Origin of the sequence: Ligilactobacillus faecis, assembly GCF_029889745.1 — a bacterium.
GTDB classification, from domain to species: domain Bacteria; phylum Bacillota; class Bacilli; order Lactobacillales; family Lactobacillaceae; genus Ligilactobacillus; species Ligilactobacillus faecis.
The window spans coordinates 1,089,968-1,113,326 of sequence record NZ_CP123639.1 but is presented as its reverse complement, the minus strand read 5'-3'; the positions used below and the strand labels follow the sequence as shown (position 1 = coordinate 1,113,326).

Here is a 23,359-nt window from a genome sequence, read left to right as displayed (position 1 = left end):
CAAAGAGCCTTTTTTATTTATTTACTTCTTCTGGGAACCAGATCGCGATCTCACGTTCAGCTTCACTTGGACTGTCAGACGTATGGATCACATTACGTAAATTCCCATCAGGCCACTCACGCCCATAATCACCACGGACTGTCCCCCAATCGGCTTGACCAGGGTTAGTTGCCCCTGCCATCCGATGTAAGATCGAAACGATATTTGTGCCAGAAGCAATGATCCCAACTATCGGTCCTTCTTGCATATAAGACGTCAACTCTGGAAAAAATGGTGCGTCGACTTTGTCATGATAATGCTCTTTGAGTTGTGCTAACGTTGCATTGATGACTTTCAACGCCTCGATCTTGTAACCTTTATGTTCGATCCGTGTGATGATATCACCGATGTGTTGTCCTTTTACCCCATCGGGTTTAACGAGGATCAAAGTTCTTTCTTCTGCCATGTGGCATGCCCCCTATCTACGTCTATTAAGATACCACTGCCGGCCAAAAAAAGATACTAAAATCACTTTAACCTTGCAAGATCTGAGTCGTCATGATCGCTAATTGATTTTGCGCGTTAGCTTTTGCATTATCTTTTAAAAGTTCTGGCAAAATATTACGTAAAAAGTATTGGACACTGACCATATCATTGAATTTCATGATCGCTTTTAAACTCGAGCAATAAATATCCATATAGACTGGTTCTGGGTTTCCTTTTTGGATCTCGCCAAACGATTCATACATCAAATCGATCTTATCAGCCACTGCCAAGATTTTGCCTTCAAGTGTTTGATCTTTGCCTTCTGCAAAACGTCTTTCATAAGCTTTTCGAAATTCTTCGGGAAGTTCTGTTTGGATGAAATTTTCCGTCAAAGATTCATCGACTTTAGCTAGCATCGTCCGTAATTCTTTAGTCGCATACTTGACTGGTGTTTTGATATCACCGATAAAGCGCTCGGTATAATCATGATTGAGTGCCTTTTCGTAAAGCGCGCGCCAGTCGATCTCTTGGCCAGCGTGTTCTTCGATATCCCCTAACATTTGAGCTGCTTGTGTCACTTTGAATGAATGTGCGGCCACATTATGCTCTTCAAATTTAAAATATCCTGGAGCTCGATTGATCATCTCAAGATCACTTAAGCTCTTTAAATATTCATGCATTCCCATTGAACACACCCCCGTTTCTGATTTTGTCTATGTTAACACTTTCTCGCCTTACTTGGCAAATTTTAGCTCAGATCCCCAAAGAGCCATTTTCCTAACACTCATTTCAAATAGTGAAAATATCCAAAAAGTGGTAGGTCACACATGACCTGCCTCTTTTTGGTGTATTACTTGTTGTTTATATTTTCTAAAAAAGATCAAGCTCCCACTGATGATAAATACTGTGATCAAGATCACTCGCACAGTGATCGCAGGTAAATAATAGCTAGCTTTAGTTTGGTGATAAACTGTCGGATAGATCAAAGCTTGGGGACTATGCAGCATCACTAAGGAAACAAATTCGATCGTTGCTCCTAAAAAGATCTGTTGCACAACACTTCCTAATGTTTTGACCTTACCTGTCTGATCAACATTTTCGCCCACTTGAGTGTTGAGTTTATCTGCTACGCTTGAACAAAGACAAGCACAAAATAGGCCAACTAAATATGTCTTGGGTAAGATCATCCCTAAAAGACCGATAAGCGTTCCTAAATAGGCCCATACTTCAGCTCCAAATAATTTTTTAGGGGCAAGTTTTTGTATGATCTGACTAGCCAAAAGCCCACTTACGATCAAGATCACAAAGGCTAGCATGATCTCTTGCATCTTCCCTAAAACAAATAGCCAAAAAAGCGTATAGATCACGAGAAAATTTTTCAAAGCCCCTAACCAAAATTGGTAAGTCTGCTCAAAAATGTTGAACATATTTTTATAAATAAACGAGAGCAAGATGATCCCACAAAAGATCAGCATCCATTCAAAATCCGAGATCAAAGCTGTTTGCCGGTAAGTCCTGATCATCGCATATAAGATAAAGATCGTCCCAGCAGGCACAAACGAACGCCATTTGATCGTAAGGTGGTCTAGCATCTTTTCCTTTGAAGTCGGAGCTAAAAAAGCATTGAGCCATGCTCCGCCGAGCAACCCGACTAATAGTAAGAGCTCAAAAAATTTAGCTTGATACTTGATCGCCAAGCTGACAAGTCCAATAATGACAAACGTTAAAACTAGCGCCCAACGCTTGATCTTAGGCAAACGAGATCCAAAAGCCTCTTTATCTAAAAGGGGTAAACACGAAAGCCCACTCCCTAAAAGGATCGCTCCAAGATCGATCAAGATCTCTTTGTGTCCACTTACACCTATAAGCGCCAAACAACTTCCAAGTAACGCTAAACTCAAGGCTACCCGTAAAACTTTCAAGTAATTCGTGATCTTACCAAAACTATCTAGCGTAAAGATCCCCATTTTTTGAAAACAGTATAGCAAAATAAACGGTAACGCTGTATGTAATGTCCCATCGTCTTTTTTGACATCGATCAAAAAAGCAAACACTATATTGGGCAATAAAATATAGAGCTTGACAAGCGCTTCTTCGCTCACTGCAAAGCTCTTTTTCACAATAGTCACTTCTTTCTAGCAGTTGTCCTGCTAAATTCTATCTTACACCTTTTAGAGCACATTTTTGTAAGGAAACTTTAAGTCGTTCGATCAAAGTTTGTAACTCAGCTCGTTCGCTTTTCAAATAAGCGGCGTAAAGATCAAGTTTTGCACTTCGATCTGTCAAAAAAAGCAACTTACGTCTTGGATCGGTTTTAGTCTCTAAAAAAGCTGAAATGTTCGTCCGAAAAACAGCAAAGTCCGAATGCAGCTAACAGAAATATAGTGAAGTAAGATACATCCTAAACCTGTCTAAGTTAGGATATAAAAATACTGGTGTTGCCAGTATTAACTAAATTTAAGAAGATAAAAGTTATATTTGTTTACATTTTATATAATAGCTATTTATCAGCAGCTCTATGTAAATAACTAGGTGGCAATAAGATTTTTCCTCCAAAACTTAAAATTGTTTTTCTTTGTCTAAGTTGAAGATCAGAGTTATCCTTAAAGTAACGTGAAGTATTTCTTCACGATCTCAAGGGGGCAATATTTATGAGTGAAAAATTCAGTTCACACTATGACGTTGTTGGTAGTTTTTTGCGACCAAATAAGTTGCAACACGTAAAAGCAGATCTTTTAGCACATAAGATCGATCAGGCAAATTACGATGAGATCTTGAAAAAAGAGATCAAACGTGTTGTTGAAAAACAAGCTAAACTTGGCTTAAAAGATGCAACTGATGGTGAATTTGGCCGGAGTTGGTGGCATTTAGACTTTCTCTTAGGCTTAAAAGGCGTCAAACATGTTGATCGCCACGAAAGTTATAAGTTTCACGGTGAAAAAACACGCACTGACAACGTTGAATTGGGCGGCCGCTTGGCAAGCAATCCCGACCACCCCTTCTTTAAACAATTTGCATATTTGAAAAGCATCGTGCCAAAAGGAGTCGTTGCTAAAGAAACGATCCCTTCACCAACGCTTTTCTTCCGCGATGATCGTAGTAAAAACTATGAGCTTTTCTACGCTAACTGGGAAGACTTCTTAAAGGGTCTTGCCAAAACTTATGCCGAAATGATCCAACATTTTTATGATCTGGGCTGTCGTTATCTTCAATTTGATGATACGACTTGGGCCTTTTTGATCAGCAAATTAAATGAAACGACAGGCGAAAAACGGGATAAATATTTGGCATTAGCGAAAGATTCGGTCTTTGTCATCAATAAGATGTTAGAAAAAGTCCCTGCCGATATGACTGTCACAACACATATTTGTCGTGGCAACTTCAAGTCGACTTATCTCTTTAGCGGAAGTTACGACGTGATCGCACCTTATTTGAGCTTATTACATTATGACGAACTGTTCTTAGAGTACGACGATGAACGTTCTGGCGATTTTACTGCCTTAAAGGAGATCTGGAACAAACGTCCAAACGTCAAGATCATTTTAGGGCTTGTTACTTCAAAAACACCACAATTAGAAGACAGTGCAAAACTGAAAGCTCGTATCGCTGAAGCTGCTCAGCTCGTTCCGTTAGAAAATCTCGGTCTTTCGACTCAGTGTGGTTTTGCTTCAACAGAAGAAGGCAATAAACTGACTGAAGAAGAACAATGGGCAAAAGTCGAACTCGTCGTCAAAACAGCTAAACAGATCTGGGAATAATGATTACAAAAAATGGAAGCCAACTAGCTTCCATTTTTTTGTGGTCATTTGAATGCTTCAGTAAAGAAGGTCTGTAATTTTTCAAAGGGGATCTTATCCACACGATCGTAAAGATCAATATGCTCACTTTCAGCTACAACGTAGATCTCTTTAGGCTCTTTAGCTAGATCATAAGCACGTTTAGAAAAGGCTCGTGAATGCGCCTTGTCGCCTACGATAAAGAGTACGGGGCGCGGAGCGATCTCAGCAATATAAGCTAAAGCTGGAAATTGTAGCATCGCAAGACTGGAAGTCGTCGTGAAATTTCCCCGTGCATGCGCATGAAAACCACGAGGCACAGCGTAGAAACGATCCCATTCATTAGTGACTGGATCAGTTTGTGGCAAAGCGTCCACAGCTGGATACGGACGCGTTGGAAAGCTGGGCTTATACTCTGGGATCTCATTTGCATAATCTTCCCAACGTTGTTTTGCCAACTCTGCTTTCATCTTGGCAAGTTCTGTTTCACTCAACCCAAGCATGCCCCGGACATCAGTGATGTCATACATTGAAGCTGTTGCAACAGCTTTGATCCGGGGATCGACGGCAGCGGCTGCTAAAGCAAAACCACCTGAACCACAGATCCCGATCACGCCGATCTTTTCGCGTTCAACAAAAGGTACTTCGACCCCTAAAAAGTCAACCGCTGCACTAAATGATTCTGCAAAAAGTTCTGGTGAAGACGCTCGTCTGACTTTGCCAGCTGACTCTCCCATATTAGCTTGATCAAACGTCAAGACAACAAAGCCACGTTTAGCTAATTCATTAGCGTAGACTGCTGGTCCTTGCTCTTTAACGCCCCCATACGGTGCACCTACGATCAAAGCGGGATAAGTTTTAGTTTCATCTAATGTTTTTGTAAAATAAAGATCGCCGGCTAATTCTAAACCATAACGATTTTTAAAAGTGATCTTTTTACGGGTCACGTTTTTAGCTAAGGGTGTGATATATCCAAATGACATTTTAATTTCCTCCGATCTCTTTGCTAACTCGTGCTGGAATCCCAGCTACGACTGTATTTTCAGGAAAATCTTTAGTCACGACTGCACCAGCAGCAACAACAGCATTTTGGCCGACCGTCACTCCGGATAAGATCGTGGCAATTAGCGCCGAGCCAAGCATTTTGCTTGATCAAAACTGGTTTTAAGCAGACCCCACGGCGCTCTTTAGGTTCAAGGGGGTGCTCCACTGAAACAAGGGTCACATTGGGCCCGATCAATACGTGGTCTTCGATCTCGATCCCCAAAAGATCAGTAAACATAACACCACTATTGATGAAGATCTCTTTACCTAATTTTAAATTCGCCCCATAGTCACTGCAAAGTGGTAACCGGATCTCAACTGAAGGATCGATCGTTTGCCCGATGACTTCTCTTAAAACTTGGCGGATCTCAGCTTGAGATGCTGGTCGACTATTCAAGCTTTGCAAAAGCGCTTGATTTTTTAAAGCTGTTTGAGTGATATTGGTCAATTTATCAGCAGTTATCATCTCGAACTGTTGTCTTTATCCTACCAATTTTCATTAGCCATGTTAAATACTTATATGTAATGAAATTATATAGCTAAAACGTATAAATACTAAAAAACTTGGTGCCATTTTGACACCAAGTTTCTCATCGATCTGCTTGAAAGATATCTAGCTGCTCAAAAAGCTGATTTAATCGTAATGCATCCCACGGAAGATATTCTGCAATGCTCAAACCAACAACTTCATTTTGGCTCGAGAGCATCTTTAAAAGCGCACTAACTTCGGCAAAACTCATCTGTCCAGCTGAAGCTGAGTAAGCTTTAACATTTGGCTCTGCAAAGTATAGCGAATGGAAATCGGTCGGAGCTAAAACATCGACGTCAAAATGGATCGCTAATTTCGTAAAACCATTCGCATCGATCCAAGCTTGGATAGCCTCTAACGGTAATGCCCCTGCAGTTTGATCGTGATATTTTATCCCTAATTGTGCTAAACGGTCAACTTCATAAGCATTTAACTTTTGTAGACCTACATATAAAATACTTTTGGGATCAAGTGGTGCTTCAACTTGTTGAGCTAACTTTTTATGTCCAGCATGTAAGAGGTTCCCCAAAACCATCGCATGCTCATTCGTGAAATCTTCTGGAGTCGATACATCTGGATGTGCATCTAGCCAAATGATACCTAGTTTTTCTTGGTATTTAGCATGCAAGTAATCAAATGGAGCCTGAGAGATAAAACACGTTCCACCTAAAGTGATCACTTTAGTAGGCGCCTTTTTATTTAAAACTTCTTTAGTCTTTTTGATTTGTTCGCTCAAGGCACTTTGAGCGTGAACCCCATTTTCAAGTTCTACTTTTGTCGTTGTCCTAGCTACTTTGATCTCAACTTGTTCTTGTTTTTGGCTTTTTGGAGCTAAAGCAGCTAAAAGTTTAGCACCTAAATAATATTCAGGTCTATTTCCCCCTTGCCAATCTGGGATCAACAATCTTAAAGTACTCATATCAGTTCCTCATTTCTTTGTGATATACTCATACTGTAAAGTTTATAGTTACTAGAGAGTCAAGTGGAAAGAGGTCAAAAAATGAATTATCTATCGATCGGAGAGATGTCCAAGCTCAGCAATGTTTCGATCCAAACATTACGCTATTATGATCAACTAGAACTTTTTACACCCGCTTTTATTGATCCCCAAAGTAATTACCGTTATTACTCAGTCGATCAACTTTTTTACTTAGATATCATAAAATACTTACGTCACTTAGAACTACCTTTAAAAGAGATCAAAGAACTGCTCAAACTTCCAGCGCAGGAGCTTTCTTCTGCTTTACAAGAACAATCACGTTTGATAGATACTAAGATCGCCCATCTTTATGAACTAAAACAAGCTCTAAATTACCAACAATTTCAGCTAAAAACACAAGATTTCTTACAAAGCCGTCCTTTCGGCGAAGTTTATCAACGCATTTTACCTAAGAGAACACTCTTAACTATCACGCCAACGACAAATTTAACACCTTTAGATACTCCTGACAAAGCAGTTAGAAGCTTGACAAAACAACTTGAAAAAAACCAGGCTGTAGCTCCACTTCAATACAGCTTTTGTTTTCCTCTCAAAACATATACTAGCCTAGAAAAGATCGTCTACTCAAAATTACTCATGCCTCTTTATCGTGAAATCGAGATCACAGATTCCTTTGAGATCGTTAAGGTCAAATCTACAAAAATGCTTTGCATTGCGTTTAATTGGTCAACAGTAGATTACCTTAAACATTACCAAAAGCTTTTAGACGCATATCAAACTAACTATAAAAAAAGTGACGTTGAAGTTGAAGAGATCTCATTTCCTCTCACTTATACAAAGGCACCTAATAACAAATTTGTAACTGAATTACGTATTCCGCTCAAAGACTAACTACTATTCACTTGAGGTATGTTTAACTATTAAGATTAAGCATTAGATATATTGTTTACTATCTTTTATAATGTAAGTAATAAATTGAAAGGGGCTTTTTATATGAGATCAGCAATTTTTGAAAAAGCTGGCCAAATGATCGTAGAAGATGTTGCTAAACCAACACTCCAAGCTGATGACGATGTGATCATCAAAGTCGTTTATGCTTGTGTCTGTGGTTCAGATCTTTGGTCTTATGCACACGGAGATAACAAAGAAGCACATTCAGAAAATAGTGGTCACGAAGCTTTGGGCATCGTAGAAGAGATCGGCTCAGCGATCACGACTGTCAAACCAGGCGACTTTGTGATCGTGCCTTTTACACACGGTTGTGGTCAATGTGATGCTTGTCGGGCCGGTTTTGATGGCACTTGTGATAACCATCCCGGTTATAGCAACTGGTCAAGTGGTTTCCAATCTGAATACGTGCGTTTCCACTATGGTAACTGGGCGTTAGTCAAGGTCCCAGGACAACCAGCCGATTATACGCAAGGCATGCTCAAATCATTACTAACTTTAGCTGATGTGATGCCGACTGGTTATCATGCAGCCCGTGTCGCTGATGTCAAACCAGGCGATAAAGTCGTCGTGATCGGTGATGGTGCTGTTGGGCAATGTGCCGTGATCGCTGCTAAAATGCGGGGCGCTTCGCAGATCGTTTTGATGAGTCGCCACAAAGATCGCCAAGAAATGGCCCTTCAATCAGGGGCCACTGCGGTCGTCGCTGAACGTGGCCCTGAAGGGATCAAAAAAGTCCGTGAGATCCTCGGTGGTGGAGCTGATGCTGCGCTTGAATGTGTTGGGACGGAAGCTTCGATCGATCAAGCGCTTGGTGTTTTACACAACGGTGGTCGGGTCGGCTATGTCGGAGTCCCGCACTACAACAACCGTCCGTTAGGTTCGACTTTTGCCCAAAACATCACGATCGGCGGAGGTTCGGCCTCAGTTACGACTTACGATAAGAAGTTCTTATTAAAAGCCGTCCTTGACGGTGATATCGATCCAGGGCGCGTCTTTACTGACACGTATAAATTAGACGAGATCGATCAAGCTTATAAAGATATGCAAGAACGTAAGACGATCAAATCGATGGTCATCGTTTCAGAATAATTAAAAAAGCTCAAAGTTAAAAAACTTTGGGCTTTTTTTAGTTCTCTAAGCGCTTGACCATGATCAGATCGGTCTGCTCTTCATTTCCTAGGAAAAATGAATGCGCACCTTGCTCAGTAAAACCAAGCTTTTTATAAAAAGCTAATGCTGGAAAGTTTTTTTCCCAAACACCGAGCCAAACAGTCGAACAGTGCTTTTCTTTTGCGACCTTTAGCGCATGTTCTAACAAAAAACGGCCTAATCCTTGGCGCTTAAAGTCCGCCTTGAGATAGATCCGTTCGATCTCAAGAGCATTTAACGCAACTTGCTCGGTCTGCGCTTCGTTGACATTGAGCTTTAGATAGCCAGCCAATTCACCATCTAAATATGCAAAATAAAAACAAGAGTCTTTATCTTGTAATTCACGCGTCAATTTCTCTAACGCATACGCTTTTTGCAAATAAAGTGTTAATTCTTTTGGATCATTCGTTGTTGCAAAAGTCTCACTAAAAGTTGTGATACTTAAAGCTTGTAAAGTTTTCACTTCTGCAACAGTCACTTGTCGTAGATCTTTTTTCAATACTTTCGTTTGCCTCCTTTTTTAACAAAGCGCCAATCTGTTGCAACATTTTGACGCACTTTAACTAAAAGTCGCGCTAAGATCTCTTGCTCAGCCTGATCTAGTCCTGAAAGTGCGACTTGTTCTGAATGGTCGTGTTCACGTTTGATGAGATCGTATAAACGCGCGCCTTTTTCGGTCACAAATAGTGCCTTGTTTTTTTGATTTTGTTTTGTTTTTTCGCGCGTGATCAGCCCAGCTGAAACTAATTTTTTTAACGCCCGCGAAGCTGTTGTCTTGTCGACTTTGAGCAGTTCAGCGAGCTCTTCTTGGATGATCCCTGGGTGCTCGTAGATCCGAACTAAATAAAGATACTGCCCTTTAGCAAGTTCGAGCTCTTTGAACTCAATGTTGCTGATCGAATCTAACGCCCGCGCGATCATCCCGATCTCACGTAAGATCTCTGTCATTTGGCTCACATCCTTAGATCTGACTATAAACTATTTTTGTTGCAAATGCAACTATTTTTGGGATTATAGTATTTTATCCATTACAAACTGATAACTTATCCGTTATATCTGTGTTACAAGCACATTTTTACTTTTAGACTTGCTATAATTTGAGAGCAAAAACTTTGGGGAAAGTTCATGGGGAAAAATTTATGAAACAGCGAAATTGTTTTTTATTTACGATCTTTTTATTTAGCTTGATCTTTAACGCACTCACTGTCTATTACAGCAACTATCAGACATCCGTCACGATGGCTTTGGAGCAACTTGAAACAAGCCAGCATTTCACGCCTTTTAGAGTTCCGTTCAGCGCTCACGACCAAAAAGAATTTCAGCAGATCATCACAAGTATTACAAAAGTTGCTCAAAAAAATAACTTGAATTATCTCGTCAAACACCGCGATGCCACGTATCCCATGCACGACGGACATCTTGATTATGCTCGTCCTAGCGAAACACAAGCTTTTTACGTTTTTGACTTACATAAAACTAGTCTGTGGCAAAATTTCAACACTGCACCACAAGCCAAAGCTACATATACTTATCCGTTAGTCAACCACCACTGACTAAAGTCAATGGCTTGTGAGCCGAAAATCCTCGTGAGTTTCAGACCACAATTTGCGTAGATAGGGACAACTTGCTTGACCAACCAAAGTTGCAATCAAGTAGCGGTCGTCTAATTACCAACGCCTTTTATGTCCCTAGGTTGCCATAGGGACAGATAAGCTAGGCTAGTTTAGCTATTCCCTTATCAAGAATATTCTTAGCGGCATTCCAGTCACGAATATGATGAATACCGCAATTAGGACACGTCCATTCACGATCAGCCAAGGTTAGTTTCTCGGTGTTATTAGTTCCCATGATAAAACTACAATCATTGCAAGTTTGAGTAGTATTTTTCGGGCTGACAGTCACGAACTGATGATTATACAGCTTAGCTTTATAAGCCAACATGCCGAGAAATGTTCGCCAGCCAACGTCAGAAATACTAAGCGCTAAAGCATGATTCTTGAGCATATTCTTACTACGCAACTCCTCAGCTACTACTAAATCGTGGTTCTTGATTAGTGCAGTAGAGATTTGTTGGAGAAAATTATGTCTTTGGTTCATTACTTTGGCATGGAGTTTGGCAACTAACAAGCGTTGCTTTTGGTAATTTTTACTATTCTGTAAAGAGCGATGTTCTTTCTTGGCACGGCGTTGTCGTCTAGATAGAATACGCTGTTCTTTGGCTAATTTGCCTTTAATAGTACGATAATATCGTGGGTTAGGAACTGTGTTACCTTCATTATCGGTTAAGAAATTATCAGTATTAAGATCAATTCCAATATGTCCGTGATTAGCCTTGGACACTTTAACAAAAGGTTCATCTGAAGCTAGTTGCATTGATATGAAAAAGCGATCTGCTGGATCTTTAGTCAAAGTTACTGTGCCAATTCTAGTTTCACACGCTCTTTTCAATAGGCGCGCTTGAGAACCCGTAATCCGTAACCGACCAATTTTAGGCACTTTAACATGGTGCTTATCTAAAAAACATACTGTACCGTTAGTTAGCAACGCAGTCTTTTGCCCTGGGTATTGACAATTAGTTTGATAACTCCAGCGATAACTCTTTCGATGAAATTTAGGAACACCAGCAGTGTGAACCTTCCGAAAGGCATTCCAAGCTTTTCGGTAGTTCTGAATGGCATTAGCTTTCGCCAAACTGTCAATTCGTTTATCTTCTAAAAATTGATAGTGATTAGACATTTGTTTAGCGTTTTGACGCATAGTTAGTTGCTTAATACGCTCCTGGACTGTGTCAATCGGTAACTTAACTCTGCGAAGTTGCATCAGTTCCTTACCGATCGCAACCATTTCGTTATAGATAAAGCGACTAGCGTCACTGTTAATTTTAATCAACTGCTTTTGTTGGTCACTAGGGTAGCAACGCATTTTCAGGCCATAATGATATTGCATTTTTGCCATTGACTTCATTTAATTTCACCTCCTTAATTGATATAATGATATTGTATCATATGTCAATGATAATAAATATAGGGGTAAATAAAATGAGTAAAGATAAAATCAAAGACGCAGTATATACCAGACGATATATCTATAACTTCCATTTCCATCTAATTTGGGTTACTAAATATCGTCATAAAACTTTTACTACTGATGAGTTATCAAACGAAATGAAGGATATCCTATGGCAAGTAGCCGAGGATAACGAAATCGTAATCGAGAAAATGGAAGTTATGCCTGACCATGTTCATGTCTTAATTAGCTTTCCGCCTAGCAAGGCACCGACTAGCGCCATCAAAGCGCTCAAAGGCAGAAGTGCCTTTATTTTCTTACGTCGACACCCGGAAATTCGGCAGTCTCGATACTGGAGTGGTCATTTATGGTCTCCTAGTTACTACATGAGCACGTTAGGTAATATGAGTAAAGAAGTAGTTGAAAAATATATAAACGATCAAAAATACAATGAGATGAAAAAAGCCCCTTACGGAGCTTGACAGGGCCTATCCATCACATGACTAAAGTCACGGGATTTCCGGCTGAATCTCATTAAAATTTTGGTGATCATTAAAATCAAAGCGCATCTATAATACCTTTAATGTTTGCTTAAATTATGATATAACACATTAAAACAGATATTAAACAACATCTATACCACTACTATGATCTAGAATACGATCACTGATATAAAAAGGGGGAACAAGCATGCGCTTTAAAGTCTTACAAAGGATCCAGATCGTCTTGTTTATCGTTTTTCTTGTTACACATCTTTTATTGCAGATCTTCAACTTTCACCCAGAACTTTTGCTGGCTCTCACACTTGGTATGACCTTTTTGGAAAATGATCGTTCATCACTTTTCCTTTTTAGTTGCCTTGTGTTGATGACCTTATCCACAGTCTTGTATTTTATTGCTAGCATAACGTAATGTGCACAAAAAAGCGGGCTCTCGTTTGAGAACACGCTTTTTTGTGTAGAAAACTGTATGCTTTTCTGGAGAATGGTTCAAGTTATTGTCTGGGTTATAAACACATGATAAACAACAAAAAATGGTATCTTAAAAATGTTTTATATATATCATATGAAATTTATCATTTCATTTCTATCTCAAACTTTTATATGGTTATTCACTGCTTATATTTTCTATTTAAAGAAGTAAAAATTTAATCAAAGTATATTTTACATGTTTACCTTTCTAAACATGCTTTATTTCCTATCTTCTCCCTTCTGTAGGATATGTTTGCTTAAAATTCCCACTTTTTCGTCAGTATTAAATATCCAAAAAATAACAGAGTATTTGAGGTACTCTATTAAACGCTTGATACTAATTATCAGATCGATCTATGTCTTTATGCAAAGTACTTAGGGCTTTGTACCTATTCATTTTTGCGATCAACTTATTAACCGTACATTTTTTTGCACTATTTAGATTGATACTGATTTCTCCAAAGCCCATCTTTACATTTGTAGCTATTAATTTTTTCGACATAGTAGGTAATTCAGATAAAATCTCCTCTGAGTTTTTCAGATAGACGGAGACAAACTCTTGTTCAGCAAAATCTATTTTTTCAATTTTTGCTACCTGACTCCATGGAATCAATTGATTTTTGGGGGAAATTACTGAACTGAAATCGTAAAAACCTTCAACGGTCAATACCACCAGTTTTCTACCCACAAAAAGTTGTTTTATGATATAAATCTCGAAGTATCCAAAAAATATAAAACCTATGATGCTTATAACTAAAGGCAACCATTGCTGTTCAAGCACTCCAACAAAAAAGGCAAAGAGGAACAGAAGTATCATAAACACCCCAAGTAAAAGTTTTCCAACTATCCTTAACCTACTCTGATATACAATATACTCATTTTCCATATCCCATTTTGTAATATTATGACATGAATAATATTACTCCTCTCTTTCTAATTCTATTTGCTACCGTCCATTAATTGGATTCACCTGTTTTCAAAATTTTGTGTCACGTATACATGGAAATGAAGGAAAAGTTCTTTGTTGCACTTTAAAATATCCCCAGTCATTGTTAACCATGATCTTTCTCACATATCCACTTTTAATTAAAGTTTTTGGATTTATCAAATGATCATCTTAATGGCTAAAATTGATCCTCAATCGTCATCGTCACCGTCACCTAAAAGATTCAGAATATCCAAAAATAAATTAACAAAGTCTAAGTAAATATCTATTGAGCTAGACATAGCTAACAGCCACCATGACTTTCCAGAGTCAGGAACACCGTCACGCAACTTGTCTAAGAAACGTATTTTGATCATTTGATTATCATATGCACTATACAGTGTAAAGATAATAATGTCCGCAATTAAAATTACTATGTTCAAAAAACTATTAGCATAATAGTGCTGAAAGAAGCCCAATGCGATCAATGCCAATAATCCACCAAATAATGGTGTTCCCCACCCGGTTAAATTGTTTCTTGTCAAAAAACCAAACAATGCGCTACCCAAATAAATAATGATCGTCAGCACCAAAGCCTCAAAAATCAGTTTTCCGTCGTAAAAAATGGGTACAAGTCCCATCACTATCCCCCATGCTGTCGTGAATCCAAGAGTAGCTACCATACCTAGTATTAAAGAATCAGTTTTTTGTGCAAAAGTCAATAAAGCTAATAGAACAAAACACAGTGCAAGAAATACTAGACCATGAGCAAAAAGAAGGCCCTTCAACAATTTCAAAAGCAACTTTGGATGCAAATACATATACCATGATACTATTCCAGTATAGAATAATTGGATCACAAAAATTAAATATACTTGAAGAACATGCCTCTGCAAAAATGAAACTTCATTTTCATCTGGTGCGAACTTGCTTGCTTTTTTCACTAAGCGAAACTTATCAACGTAATTGCCGTCCGCACTCCCCACGCTAGCAACTTCTTTTGTCAAACTACGCAATTTCTTCGAATAGTGGTCATCGGATCGAGATGAAGACTTTTTAATATTCAATTCGCATTCCCCTTCTAACGAATCATTCTCAGTCAATATTTTGAATACTTTTACTCACTTATTATTTTGTATTTCACATCAACTTCTTTTTTATTTGACTGATATTTTAAAAAAATTATATATATTTGTCAATAATTAGTTTCTTATTTTTGATTTGAAGGTGTGGAATCAACTACATTGTATTAGAGAAAATGGTCTAGATTCATTTTCTAAATACAAAAATTAAGTAGCATCCCCAATTTTATATACTGCTTCTAATCTATTTTCTCCGTTACCTTACTTATTTACAAAGTATTTGTGTCCTTCTTTTATTCTTTCAATCTGAATCATCCAATGTTTCTTTTTGCCTATATTCGTCATTGGTGATATAAGTTAACTCTTTAAGTACTTGTAATTCCTGTTAAAAATAGGAGTACGCTTAATCTTCATCGTTTAGGTTCTTTTATTGATTCAAACACTATCAAATGATTTAAAGCCTTCATTTTTCATTTCTTCTAATGATCGAGCGGCATCATATTGATTCTACCTTCTTGTTGCTATTAGAAAGAAGGGATCCTTTATCATCTCATTGATATCTATCATCTTACAAGCTTTTTACTGATGAGAGTACTTGGGGTACTTCTTCCAACTCATTTCCTAGGACATACCTACGCCCTAATATTTGTCCTAACTCGTCATTTGTTCGTCATGTATAGTCACGATACACAAAAAAGCGTGCTCTCGTTTGAGAACACGCTTTTTTAGCGAAAGGCTTTATCTTAAAGCTTTTCTTTGGAGACAATGTTTAAGTTGTCATCCAATTCATACTGCCAAAGATTAGTTTGTAAATAGTTTCTTTAGATTTTCAGCTATATCTTTACTCAAAAGAATACACAACACACCAGCACTAGATACTAAAATAGAAAGAAAGCCTGATAGAAAAATAACACTAATAGGAACCATAATACATCCTAGATACATAACTATATCTTCAAAATTGTCCTTAATTTTGATTTTTTTTTGCAATCTTTTATCATTCCTTATTAATTCATCTAAAGAGAGCCCATAGAGATCACTCAATGAAATCAAACTTTGAATGTCTGGAAGTGTCTTATTATTTTCCCAATTAGACAAAGTTTGTCGCGATATATACAGTTCTTGAGCAACTTGGTCTTGCGTCAACCTCAATTCTAAACGTCTATCTTTTATTTTATCTCCTAATCTCATGAAGTCCCTCCTTTATAGAAAAATATACAAAAAACAGATAATTAGTTCTATCAAAATTCTTTTACACCTCAATAAAACAGCTAAAAGAATGGAAAACAATTCCTCGTTCTTGATAAACAGTTTATTCTATTAAAGATTATAGAGGCAAATAAAAATTGCTTAAATATTTAGAGAATTATCTTTGGGCACTTTTCACAACTTATTTCCCGAGAAATTCCTATTCCTAACATTTGGCACAAGTCGTCATTTATTCGTCATGAATCGTCACGATATGTAAAAAAAGCGTGGTCTCACTTAGGAGATCACGCTTTTATCGAAAGGCTTTATCTTAAAGCTTTTCTTTGGAGACAATGTTCAAGTTGTCGTCCAATTCATAAACAACTGGTTGACCTGTTGCCATTTCAACGTCCATGATGTCTTCATCAGAGATGTTTTCAATGTATTTTGTCAAGGCACGTAATGAGTTACCGTGTGCGGCAACGATAACGTTCTTGCCATCTAACAAGTCTGGAGCGATGTTGTCTTCCCAGAATGGGATAACACGTTCCAAAGTAACCTTCAAGTTTTCACCACCAGGGATGATACGTGGGTCTAATTCTGCGTAACGACGGTCGTTTGCTGCAGAACCTTCGTCGTTTGCGTCCAAAAGTGGAGGCAATACATCGTAAGAACGACGCCAGATGTGAACTTGTTCGTCACCGTATTTTTCAGCTGCATCAGCTTTGTTTTTACCTTGCAATGCACCGTAGTGACGTTCGTTCAAACGCCAAGATTTTGTTTCAGGGATCCATAATTGGCCTGATTCTTCAAGTGCGAAGTGTAAAGTCTTGATGGCACGTGTCAACACAGATGTGTAAGCTTGATCAAATTCGATGCCTGCTTCTTTTAATTTACGGCCAGCTTCTTTAGCTTCACGTTCGCCTTGTTCACTCAAGTTGACGTCGACCCAACCTGTGAAAAGGTTCTCTAAGTTCCATTCACTTTGTCCGTGACGGATAAATACTAATTTTGCCATTTAGTACAAACCTCTTTCTTTTGTTTATGATACAAAATTATTTTACACTGAAACACTAAAAATTCCTAGTGCTTTAAAAAATTTAGCTCTGTTTTTCACGTAGTGCAGAAATAAGTTGGTCAGTCGCTTTAACGATATTTTCTGGCGTCGTCGCCAAATTCAGACGAATATGCCCTTTTCCTGCTTCACCGAACCAATCGCCAAAATCAACAGCTAAATGCGCCTTTTGTTTGATAAATGTTTCAAGTTCAGCAGGTGAGACGACTTGCGAAAGGTCGATCCACATCAAATATGTCCCTTCAAGAGGCGCGATCTGCACTTTGGGAAAAGCTTTTTCCAATTCAGTCTTAACGTAGTGATAATTTTTCCTGACGATCGTCAAAACATTTTCCAACCACGTTGCTCCAGCGCGATAAGCAGCACTTCCAGCGATCTTTCCTAACATGCTTCCCGCTGGACTTTCTAACCGAGAAACTAAACGATCATAGCGCATCCGCATTTGCGGGTTTGGTATGATCACATGGCTATTCATCAATGAAGCGAGATTAAATGTTTTTGAAGGTGCATCCACGACGATCAAATTATCCCGATAGTGTCCATCTTTGATCGAAAGCGCCGAAACAAAAGGACGCTTGCCTACAAGCAGATCGTGGTGGATCTCATCGACGATCACTAAAACTTGTTTCTTGCGACAAAGTTCCAACAACTCTGTCAGCTCTTCTTCTGACCAAACGCGACCGACTGGATTATGTGGTGAACAAAAGATCATGAGTTTGACGTGCTCTTGTTCGATCTTTTGTTTGATATCATCAAAGTCTAACGAATATTTACCTGCTTCATTTTTAAGATCTGAAACGACTAGTTTGCGTTCATTATTATCAACGACACGTTTGAATGGATAGTACACTGGTTGCAAGATCATGACACTATCGCCTTTTTTGGTCAACAACTTGACTAACGTATTCAGCGAGTTGACTACCCCAGTTCCAAAACGAAGCCAATCGCGGTGAAGTTCGATCCCATAACGCTCTTTTTGCCATTTGAAATAATGATCGTAGTAATCATCTGGTGTCAAAGAATATCCAAAGACTCCATAGTCGATCCGTTTTTGGAGCGCTTCACGCACTGCTTTAGGTGCCTTGAAATCCATATCAGCGACCCAAAGGGGCAACAGATCATCTGTGCCAAACATCGCCTTTAGATTATCCCATTTGACCGAGTCGGTCTGTTTTCTTTTTGCGGTATATTCATTTAAAAATTCTTGCTCATCCATTTTTCTTATCCATCCTTCTGACTTTCTTTAAACGCTCTCCTTTGGCGTGGAGCGGTTTGACACCTAAAACGTCTAACATGAACGTAAAGATCGGGATCCCGACGATCAAGCCCCACACTCCAAAGAGATGCTCAGCTACAAATAACACGACAAAAGTATAAAACATCGGCAACTCAGTGCGACTCGCCATAAATTTTGGATTCAAAACATATGCTTCTAACGCGTGAACAACAGCTAACATCACGATGATATAGATGATGTATCTGATCCCACCGACTGAATAACCGATAAACATCATCGGGATCGCCGAGATGATCACCCCAGCGACTGGCACTAAACTCAAAACAAAGACCATGATCCCTAAACTAAGCAGTTGTGGCATCCCCATGATCGCTAAACAGATCGTTGTGATCACGGTATTGACGACTGCGATCACAAATTGGGCTTCTAACACGACCCCAAACGTATTGACAAAGATCTTCGCAAAATGATAAATATCTCCAAATAACCAAGCAAAAGGTCCGTGTAAAAAGCCTTTTGAGAAACGATAGAGATCATCTTTCTCGATCGTAAAGAAGAAACTCAATAAAAGAGACATTACAAACGTAAAGCCCATCGAACCGATACTTGAGAGATAGCGCAAGGCGATCCCAAAGCCACCTTTGAATTGCTGAAAGATATCCATTTTTCCAAAATAGCGATCGATATAACGGATAAAATCACTAGCGCCCGCAGGTGGATGTTGATAAAACGCAAGCATCGAGCGCGCCATCGCTTCTGTTTGGATGATCAGTTTTGGCACATAGATCGTCACTGCAAAATAGATCCCCCCAATAAATAAGAGGTAGACTAAGATCACGATCAACTGTGATGGGATCTTGAGATAGCGTTGCACAAAATTGATCAGCTGAATGACTAAGAAAGTAAAAATAAACGTCAATAAAATAATGCTGATCAAACTCCGCATCGCATATAAGATCCCGATGATCCCCATTAAAACGGTAAAACGCCGTAAAGGAACATTATCTATAAACTTCTTCCACAAATTCCGTTGATTCCTCCTTACTTTTTCTCAATATCTCTCTTACTATAACATTATCTAACTAAATTGTTGACTGTTACGACTGAAATTTTGCTAAAAAAATAGCCTTTAAAAGGTTTGACCTCTTAAAGACTACTAAAATATTTTATTTACTCTTCGAATACGCAAACTCGATCTTATACGAACGTTTACCGTATTTTGGTAAAACGATATCGCCAAAGTTTTCTTGGTTGATCGCATCTGGTAAAGTTTGGGCTTCAAGGGCGATCCCTTCTCCTGGGATCGCTTCTTCCCCGTGATCGCGGGTAAATTTGATCGTTGTATCTAAAGCGGGCATGTTATACATCACTAATCCATTGCGATCAGATGAGATCGTTACTTGGCGCCCACTTTCTTCGTCGCGTAAAGTTGCGATCTCAGTCAATTTCCCATCACTTGCTAACACAAAAGCGTCATCGAAACCATCATTTTCATCAGCAGCAGCTTTCAAATTGCGGAAATTACGGAAATCAAGCGGTGTACCCGTCACATCTTTGATCCGACCAGTCGGGATATTTTTCTCGTTTGTCTCAAGCGTTGCATCACTTGCGATCTTTAATTCATGACTACTTAGATCTTTTCGCTCACTCAAGTTGAAGTAAACATGATTCGTTGGATTAAAGAGCGTATCTTTCTCCCCAGCCAAAGCACTAAAAGTCAAAGTTACTTTGTTATTATTATTCAAAGTATAGATGATCGTTGCTAAAATATTTCCCGGAAAACCATCCATTTTTTCGGTGATCTTCTTTTGGAAGATCACGCTGACACTATCTTTGTTGCGTGAAGTCGTATAGTTCCAATTATACGTACTAAAGCCATGGTCGCCTCCATGCAAAGTATTTCCGTTCTCATTTGTTGGGAGTTCTACTTTTTGCCCAGCTACTTCACATTTACCATCAGCGATCCGCCCTGCGACACGTCCGATCGCTTTACAAATATTTTGGGCGTTGGCGTAATAATCTTTAGCCTCAGCAAAGCTCAATAAAAGATCTTTTTTCCCAGCACCACTTGGAACTTTGAACGACTGCCAGATCGCTCCCATCGTCAAACATGAGATCTCGACCCCGTTATCGTTGACTAAAGTGATCTGAGTCACATTATGCCCGTCATATTGCTCCAATTCTTTTCTCAAAATATCCATTTCGTTCCCTCGCATCTCTATATCGTATCTTTATTAAAAGCTATCCTTATTTTACCGCATTTGCCTCTTTTTTTAAAGCGCTTGCATAATGTGGTAAGAAATTTTTTTACTTTGCTAAAATTGGTCTAGTTTACGAAGAACTGCTTACTTCTTCGTAAGGATTATTGAGTCAATTTCCTTAAACCTACCAGATAAACATGCTTTTCTATAAGCGAAAATAAGCGTTTACTTAGTTAGGTGAGTAAAACGCTTGCAATCAAGTGAGTTGATATAGTATGGTATACACGTTGCTTGAGCAACAAAAAGTATTTTCTAGAAGGGACCTGAAATCATGAACGAAACACTTATCGAAAAAATCGAAGCTCGACACAGTAAAAGCAAAACTTGGCGCCTATCAAACAAAGAGACTGGTCATTTTTTAGATGTGATCTTTAATATCGACCTTGAGCGTAAAATGCGGACTCACCGTAACTTTTCTTTCTCGCGTTTTGAGTCGGAACAACTAAATGAACTTATGCGTATGGTCCCTTCACTTAAAAATGATTATCAACTCTTGATCGATCAACAAACAGTCGGTCTTGCGTATTTACCTCTTGACCATGACAAAGCTAAAGCGTTGCTCCAACAGATCGGTTAAGCTTTCCAAACTACTAAAAACGACCGTTAGCCAAAGAAACTCTTTGGCTAACGGCCGTTTTTAGTTAGATATCAGTCACGATCAGCATAACCGTTTGGATGGGTAGAATGCCATGCCCAAGCAGTCTCAATGATCCGTTCGATATTATCGAATTTTGGTTCCCAACCTAAAACTTCACGCGCTTTAGTTGAACTTGCGATCAAAGAATCTGGATCTCCACCACGGCGACCAGCGATCTCAGCTGGGATCTCTTTTCCGGTCACCTTCCGCGCAGCTTCAACGATCTCAAGATTTGAGAAACCTGTTGAAGAACCTAAGTTAAAGGCGTTTGAATCATTTCCAGCGCGCAAGTGATCCACCGCTAAAATATGCGCATCAGCTAAGTCGAACGGGTGTACATAATCGCGGACATTCGTACCATCTGGAGTATTATAATCATCCCCAAAGATCTGAAGTTTATCGCGTTTACCTTGGGCAACTTGTAAGACGATCGGGATCAAATGCGTTTCTGGTCCATGATCTTCACCGATCGAACCATCTGGCTTAGCTCCCGCCACGTTGAAGTAACGTAAGGCCACGAATTTAGTGCCATATGCTTCATCTGCCCAACGCATGATCTTTTCCATCATCAACTTACTTTCACCGTATGGGTTGATCGGTTCTTGCGGATCACTTTCCATGATCGGCATCTTTTCTGGAATGCCATATGTAGCAGCTGTCGATGAAAAGACGATCTTGTTTACCCCGACTTCATTCATGACTTCAAGTAACTTGACCATTCCTGCTGTGTTATTGTCAAAGTATTTCAACGGATCTTTCATCGATTCAGCCACTAGTGAGTAAGCTGCAAAGTGGATCACTGCATCGATATCTTTATTTTCTGCGAAAACTTTGCGCATAAAAGCTTGATCAGCTAGATCGCCTTGGTAAAATTTAGCCTTTTCATTCACGGCCTTACGATGTCCTGTTACTAAGCTGTCCACGACAACAACATCTTGACCTTGTTCGACTAGACGATCAACAGTATGAGAACCGATATAACCAGCTCCACCTAAAACTAAAACTGACATTTGCGAGCCTCCATCCATTTGAATAGTTTTTGTTCATTTCTATTTTATCATTTCTTTTATGAAAGCGTTAGTAAAATTTTACTAATGCTCACTATTTTGCTTTGAGCCTTCCTTTTGCAACGAATTCAAGTCATTTGCTCGTTGCTTTTCCACATTTATTTGATTATACTCACATTAGTTCATAATTTAAAAAAGAAGGTGAGACCCACGGCAGAACTTATTTACAAACAGATCATCGCCGATCTGAAAAAACGGATCTTTGAACAAGAATTTCCTGACATGAAACTTCCCGATGAACGAACGCTTTCGAGTACGTATAATGTGAGTCGCAGTTCGATCAAACGAGCTTTGAATCGAATGGCAAATGACGGGATCATCTTTAAAAAAAGAGGTTCAGGTACATTTATCAACCCACTTTATTTAAAAAATGAATCTGTTTTTAACTACGAAGAAAGCTCAAATCTTGGTGTAACTGATAACTTTAAAATGAACGGGAAGAGATCTCAGATCAAAGTTTTGAGTTTTGAAGTCGAGCGCCCGAGTAGCGAACTACAGCGCGACCTTTTTTTAGAACCCGAAGATTTCGTCTACAAGATCGTCCGCTTGCGCCTCTTTGAAGACAAACCTTTTATGATCGAGACTGGCTACATCCCGATCAAGATCGTTCCTAAATTAACAGAACAGATCATCAAAGGTTCGATCTTCAACTACATGCAAGATAAATATAAACAATCCGTCACCCGCTCTTTTCTTTCCGTCTTTGCAGAACCTTCGACAAAAGAGGATCAAAAGCTTTTATTGCTCAAAGAAAATGAACCGACTGGGATCATGGAAGGTGTCTTTTTCTTAGATAACGGGACACCATTTGAATACTCACATATGCGTTTTCACTACAAATATTTAAAATTCAATACTTTTGTCAGTGTTTCCCAATAACCTATCATTTTACAAGAAAAACTTTTCTTGTTAGACTTGACTTGACATTACAACAAGCTGGGGTGCCTATTGGCTGAGAAAGACCCATTGACCTGATCTGGTTAGTACCAGCGGAGGAAGCCTTGTCAAAAACAAGCTGACATGTATCTCCCCTGCCTAGTTGTCGTGTATTTTAGG

Annotated in this window: 25 protein-coding genes, 1 pseudogene and 1 riboswitch; of the genes and pseudogenes, 8 read left to right on the top strand and 18 right to left on the bottom strand. The window is 39.0% G+C overall.

All coding sequences use genetic code 11. The features are described from left to right. Positions 1-13: 13 nt before the first annotated feature. The 4 genes from QFX10_RS05305 to QFX10_RS05290 all read right to left on the bottom strand — a co-directional run bounded on the left by QFX10_RS05305 (position 14) and on the right by QFX10_RS05290 (position 2,751). Positions 14-445, bottom strand: coding sequence for a nucleoside-diphosphate kinase (locus QFX10_RS05305; protein WP_280607159.1), 432 nt, complete (start codon positions 443-445; stop codon positions 14-16). A 67-nt stretch (positions 446-512) separates the two neighbouring features. Further along, positions 513-1,151 (bottom strand): YfbR-like 5'-deoxynucleotidase, encoded by a 639-nt coding sequence (locus QFX10_RS05300; RefSeq protein ID WP_280607158.1) that lies wholly within the window; start codon positions 1,149-1,151, stop codon positions 513-515. Between the two features lie 135 nt (positions 1,152-1,286). Next, positions 1,287-2,585, bottom strand: a complete 1,299-nt coding sequence (locus tag QFX10_RS05295) for a hypothetical protein (protein WP_280607157.1) — start codon at positions 2,583-2,585, stop codon at positions 1,287-1,289. Positions 2,586-2,622: 37 nt separating this feature from the next. Beyond that, on the bottom strand, positions 2,623-2,751 hold the full coding sequence (locus QFX10_RS05290) for a hypothetical protein (protein WP_280607156.1): 129 nt from the start codon (positions 2,749-2,751) through the stop codon (positions 2,623-2,625). 365 nt (positions 2,752-3,116) lie between these two features. Here QFX10_RS05290 and QFX10_RS05285 point away from each other — a divergent pair, with 365 nt between their 5' ends. Beyond that, complete coding sequence (locus QFX10_RS05285; protein ID WP_280607155.1) at positions 3,117-4,223, top strand: vitamin B12 independent methionine synthase; 1,107 nt, start codon at positions 3,117-3,119, stop codon at positions 4,221-4,223. Between the two features lie 44 nt (positions 4,224-4,267). On the opposite strand, the gene QFX10_RS05280 is transcribed toward QFX10_RS05285, so the two are convergent. From QFX10_RS05280 to QFX10_RS05270, 3 genes and pseudogenes are all read right to left on the bottom strand, one after another. Then, entirely contained in the window at positions 4,268-5,224 is a 957-nt protein-coding gene (locus QFX10_RS05280; RefSeq protein WP_280607154.1) for an alpha/beta hydrolase, read from the bottom strand. Between the two features lies 1 nt (position 5,225). Then, positions 5,226-5,751, bottom strand: a pseudogene (locus QFX10_RS05275) (DapH/DapD/GlmU-related protein). Positions 5,752-5,875: 124 nt separating this feature from the next. Further along, entirely contained in the window at positions 5,876-6,733 is an 858-nt protein-coding gene (locus tag QFX10_RS05270; RefSeq protein ID WP_280607153.1) for an arginase family protein, read from the bottom strand. Between the two features lie 81 nt (positions 6,734-6,814). Here QFX10_RS05270 and QFX10_RS05265 point away from each other — a divergent pair, with 81 nt between their 5' ends. Next, a complete protein-coding gene (locus QFX10_RS05265; protein WP_280607152.1) occupies positions 6,815-7,645 on the top strand; it encodes a MerR family transcriptional regulator in 831 nt (276 codons plus the stop codon). 102 nt (positions 7,646-7,747) lie between these two features. After that, positions 7,748-8,794 (top strand): zinc-binding dehydrogenase, encoded by a 1,047-nt coding sequence (locus tag QFX10_RS05260; protein WP_280607151.1) that lies wholly within the window; start codon positions 7,748-7,750, stop codon positions 8,792-8,794. Positions 8,795-8,831: 37 nt separating this feature from the next. Here QFX10_RS05260 and QFX10_RS05255 read toward each other — a convergent pair whose 3' ends face one another. Continuing rightward, positions 8,832-9,353 carry a GNAT family N-acetyltransferase gene (locus tag QFX10_RS05255; protein WP_280607150.1) on the bottom strand — a complete coding sequence of 174 codons (522 nt, stop codon included), beginning with the start codon at positions 9,351-9,353 and terminating at the stop codon, positions 8,832-8,834. Next, on the bottom strand, positions 9,350-9,802 hold the full coding sequence (locus QFX10_RS05250) for a MarR family winged helix-turn-helix transcriptional regulator (protein ID WP_280607149.1): 453 nt from the start codon (positions 9,800-9,802) through the stop codon (positions 9,350-9,352). The genes QFX10_RS05255 and QFX10_RS05250 overlap by 4 nt, the downstream gene beginning before the upstream one ends. Positions 9,803-9,993: 191 nt before the next feature. On the opposite strand from QFX10_RS05250, the gene QFX10_RS05245 reads away from it, so the two are divergent. Beyond that, a complete protein-coding gene (locus QFX10_RS05245; protein WP_280607148.1) occupies positions 9,994-10,407 on the top strand; it encodes a hypothetical protein in 414 nt (137 codons plus the stop codon). 160 nt (positions 10,408-10,567) lie between these two features. Here QFX10_RS05245 and QFX10_RS05240 read toward each other — a convergent pair whose 3' ends face one another. Then, positions 10,568-11,818, bottom strand: coding sequence for an RNA-guided endonuclease InsQ/TnpB family protein (locus QFX10_RS05240; protein ID WP_280607147.1), 1,251 nt, complete (start codon positions 11,816-11,818; stop codon positions 10,568-10,570). A 74-nt stretch (positions 11,819-11,892) separates the two neighbouring features. On the opposite strand from QFX10_RS05240, the gene tnpA reads away from it, so the two are divergent. Further along, the gene (gene tnpA, locus QFX10_RS05235) at positions 11,893-12,342 is read left to right on the top strand and encodes an IS200/IS605 family transposase (RefSeq protein WP_280606323.1); all 450 of its coding nucleotides are present in this window, start codon (positions 11,893-11,895) and stop codon (positions 12,340-12,342) included. A 208-nt stretch (positions 12,343-12,550) separates the two neighbouring features. Further along, complete coding sequence (locus QFX10_RS05230; RefSeq protein WP_280607146.1) at positions 12,551-12,772, top strand: hypothetical protein; 222 nt, start codon at positions 12,551-12,553, stop codon at positions 12,770-12,772. A 396-nt stretch (positions 12,773-13,168) separates the two neighbouring features. On the opposite strand, the gene QFX10_RS05225 is transcribed toward QFX10_RS05230, so the two are convergent. The 7 genes from QFX10_RS05225 to QFX10_RS05195 all read right to left on the bottom strand — a co-directional run bounded on the left by QFX10_RS05225 (position 13,169) and on the right by QFX10_RS05195 (position 20,539). Beyond that, the gene (locus tag QFX10_RS05225; protein WP_280607145.1) at positions 13,169-13,717 is read right to left on the bottom strand and encodes an STM3941 family protein; all 549 of its coding nucleotides are present in this window, start codon (positions 13,715-13,717) and stop codon (positions 13,169-13,171) included. Between the two features lie 251 nt (positions 13,718-13,968). After that, entirely contained in the window at positions 13,969-14,823 is an 855-nt protein-coding gene (locus QFX10_RS05220; RefSeq protein WP_280607144.1) for a Bax inhibitor-1 family protein, read from the bottom strand. Between the two features lie 816 nt (positions 14,824-15,639). After that, a complete protein-coding gene (locus tag QFX10_RS05215) occupies positions 15,640-16,029 on the bottom strand; it encodes a helix-turn-helix domain-containing protein (protein WP_280607143.1) in 390 nt (129 codons plus the stop codon). A 328-nt stretch (positions 16,030-16,357) separates the two neighbouring features. Continuing rightward, positions 16,358-17,044 (bottom strand): 2,3-diphosphoglycerate-dependent phosphoglycerate mutase, encoded by a 687-nt coding sequence (locus QFX10_RS05210; RefSeq protein ID WP_035448552.1) that lies wholly within the window; start codon positions 17,042-17,044, stop codon positions 16,358-16,360. 82 nt (positions 17,045-17,126) lie between these two features. Next, complete coding sequence (locus QFX10_RS05205) at positions 17,127-18,317, bottom strand: MalY/PatB family protein (protein ID WP_280607142.1); 1,191 nt, start codon at positions 18,315-18,317, stop codon at positions 17,127-17,129. Beyond that, positions 18,310-19,311 (bottom strand): AI-2E family transporter, encoded by a 1,002-nt coding sequence (locus tag QFX10_RS05200; protein ID WP_280607232.1) that lies wholly within the window; start codon positions 19,309-19,311, stop codon positions 18,310-18,312. Before QFX10_RS05200 ends, QFX10_RS05205 begins: the two co-directional genes overlap by 8 nt. Positions 19,312-19,504: 193 nt before the next feature. Then, a complete protein-coding gene (locus QFX10_RS05195) occupies positions 19,505-20,539 on the bottom strand; it encodes an aldose epimerase family protein (RefSeq protein WP_280607141.1) in 1,035 nt (344 codons plus the stop codon). A gap of 331 nt (positions 20,540-20,870) precedes the next feature. On the opposite strand from QFX10_RS05195, the gene QFX10_RS05190 reads away from it, so the two are divergent. Further along, the gene (locus QFX10_RS05190) at positions 20,871-21,176 is read left to right on the top strand and encodes a hypothetical protein (RefSeq protein ID WP_280607140.1); all 306 of its coding nucleotides are present in this window, start codon (positions 20,871-20,873) and stop codon (positions 21,174-21,176) included. A gap of 71 nt (positions 21,177-21,247) precedes the next feature. Here QFX10_RS05190 and galE read toward each other — a convergent pair whose 3' ends face one another. Then, positions 21,248-22,246: a UDP-glucose 4-epimerase GalE gene (galE, locus tag QFX10_RS05185; RefSeq protein WP_280607139.1), complete on the bottom strand. Its 999-nt coding sequence runs from the start codon at positions 22,244-22,246 to the stop codon at positions 21,248-21,250. A 198-nt stretch (positions 22,247-22,444) separates the two neighbouring features. On the opposite strand from galE, the gene QFX10_RS05180 reads away from it, so the two are divergent. Next, entirely contained in the window at positions 22,445-23,182 is a 738-nt protein-coding gene (locus tag QFX10_RS05180; RefSeq protein WP_280607138.1) for a GntR family transcriptional regulator, read from the top strand. A 48-nt stretch (positions 23,183-23,230) separates the two neighbouring features. Continuing rightward, a riboswitch (TPP riboswitch) is annotated at positions 23,231-23,319 on the top strand. Positions 23,320-23,359: the final 40 nt, after the last annotated feature.

Excerpts from the sequence above, each read along its gene's own strand:
- QFX10_RS05265 (WP_280607152.1), top strand. The coding sequence starts at position 6,815 with ATGAATTATCTATCGATCGGAGAGATGTCCAAGCTCAGCAATGTTTCG.
- QFX10_RS05305 (WP_280607159.1), bottom strand. The coding sequence starts at position 445 with ATGGCAGAAGAAAGAACTTTGATCCTCGTTAAACCCGATGGGGTAAAA.
- QFX10_RS05270 (WP_280607153.1), bottom strand. The coding sequence starts at position 6,733 with ATGAGTACTTTAAGATTGTTGATCCCAGATTGGCAAGGGGGAAATAGA.
- QFX10_RS05240 (WP_280607147.1), bottom strand. The coding sequence starts at position 11,818 with ATGAAGTCAATGGCAAAAATGCAATATCATTATGGCCTGAAAATGCGT.
- QFX10_RS05245 (WP_280607148.1), top strand. The coding sequence starts at position 9,994 with ATGAAACAGCGAAATTGTTTTTTATTTACGATCTTTTTATTTAGCTTG.
- galE (WP_280607139.1), bottom strand. The coding sequence starts at position 22,246 with ATGTCAGTTTTAGTTTTAGGTGGAGCTGGTTATATCGGTTCTCATACT.
- QFX10_RS05190 (WP_280607140.1), top strand. The coding sequence starts at position 20,871 with ATGAACGAAACACTTATCGAAAAAATCGAAGCTCGACACAGTAAAAGC.
- QFX10_RS05215 (WP_280607143.1), bottom strand. The coding sequence starts at position 16,029 with ATGAGATTAGGAGATAAAATAAAAGATAGACGTTTAGAATTGAGGTTG.
- QFX10_RS05195 (WP_280607141.1), bottom strand. The coding sequence starts at position 20,539 with ATGGATATTTTGAGAAAAGAATTGGAGCAATATGACGGGCATAATGTG.
- QFX10_RS05285 (WP_280607155.1), top strand. The coding sequence starts at position 3,117 with ATGAGTGAAAAATTCAGTTCACACTATGACGTTGTTGGTAGTTTTTTG.
- QFX10_RS05210 (WP_035448552.1), bottom strand. The coding sequence starts at position 17,044 with ATGGCAAAATTAGTATTTATCCGTCACGGACAAAGTGAATGGAACTTA.
- QFX10_RS05250 (WP_280607149.1), bottom strand. The coding sequence starts at position 9,802 with ATGACAGAGATCTTACGTGAGATCGGGATGATCGCGCGGGCGTTAGAT.
- QFX10_RS05205 (WP_280607142.1), bottom strand. The coding sequence starts at position 18,317 with ATGGATGAGCAAGAATTTTTAAATGAATATACCGCAAAAAGAAAACAG.
- QFX10_RS05260 (WP_280607151.1), top strand. The coding sequence starts at position 7,748 with ATGAGATCAGCAATTTTTGAAAAAGCTGGCCAAATGATCGTAGAAGAT.
- QFX10_RS05200 (WP_280607232.1), bottom strand. The coding sequence starts at position 19,311 with ATGGGGATCATCGGGATCTTATATGCGATGCGGAGTTTGATCAGCATT.
- QFX10_RS05280 (WP_280607154.1), bottom strand. The coding sequence starts at position 5,224 with ATGTCATTTGGATATATCACACCCTTAGCTAAAAACGTGACCCGTAAA.
- QFX10_RS05300 (WP_280607158.1), bottom strand. The coding sequence starts at position 1,151 with ATGGGAATGCATGAATATTTAAAGAGCTTAAGTGATCTTGAGATGATC.
- QFX10_RS05230 (WP_280607146.1), top strand. The coding sequence starts at position 12,551 with ATGCGCTTTAAAGTCTTACAAAGGATCCAGATCGTCTTGTTTATCGTT.
- QFX10_RS05225 (WP_280607145.1), bottom strand. The coding sequence starts at position 13,717 with ATGGAAAATGAGTATATTGTATATCAGAGTAGGTTAAGGATAGTTGGA.
- tnpA (WP_280606323.1), top strand. The coding sequence starts at position 11,893 with ATGAGTAAAGATAAAATCAAAGACGCAGTATATACCAGACGATATATC.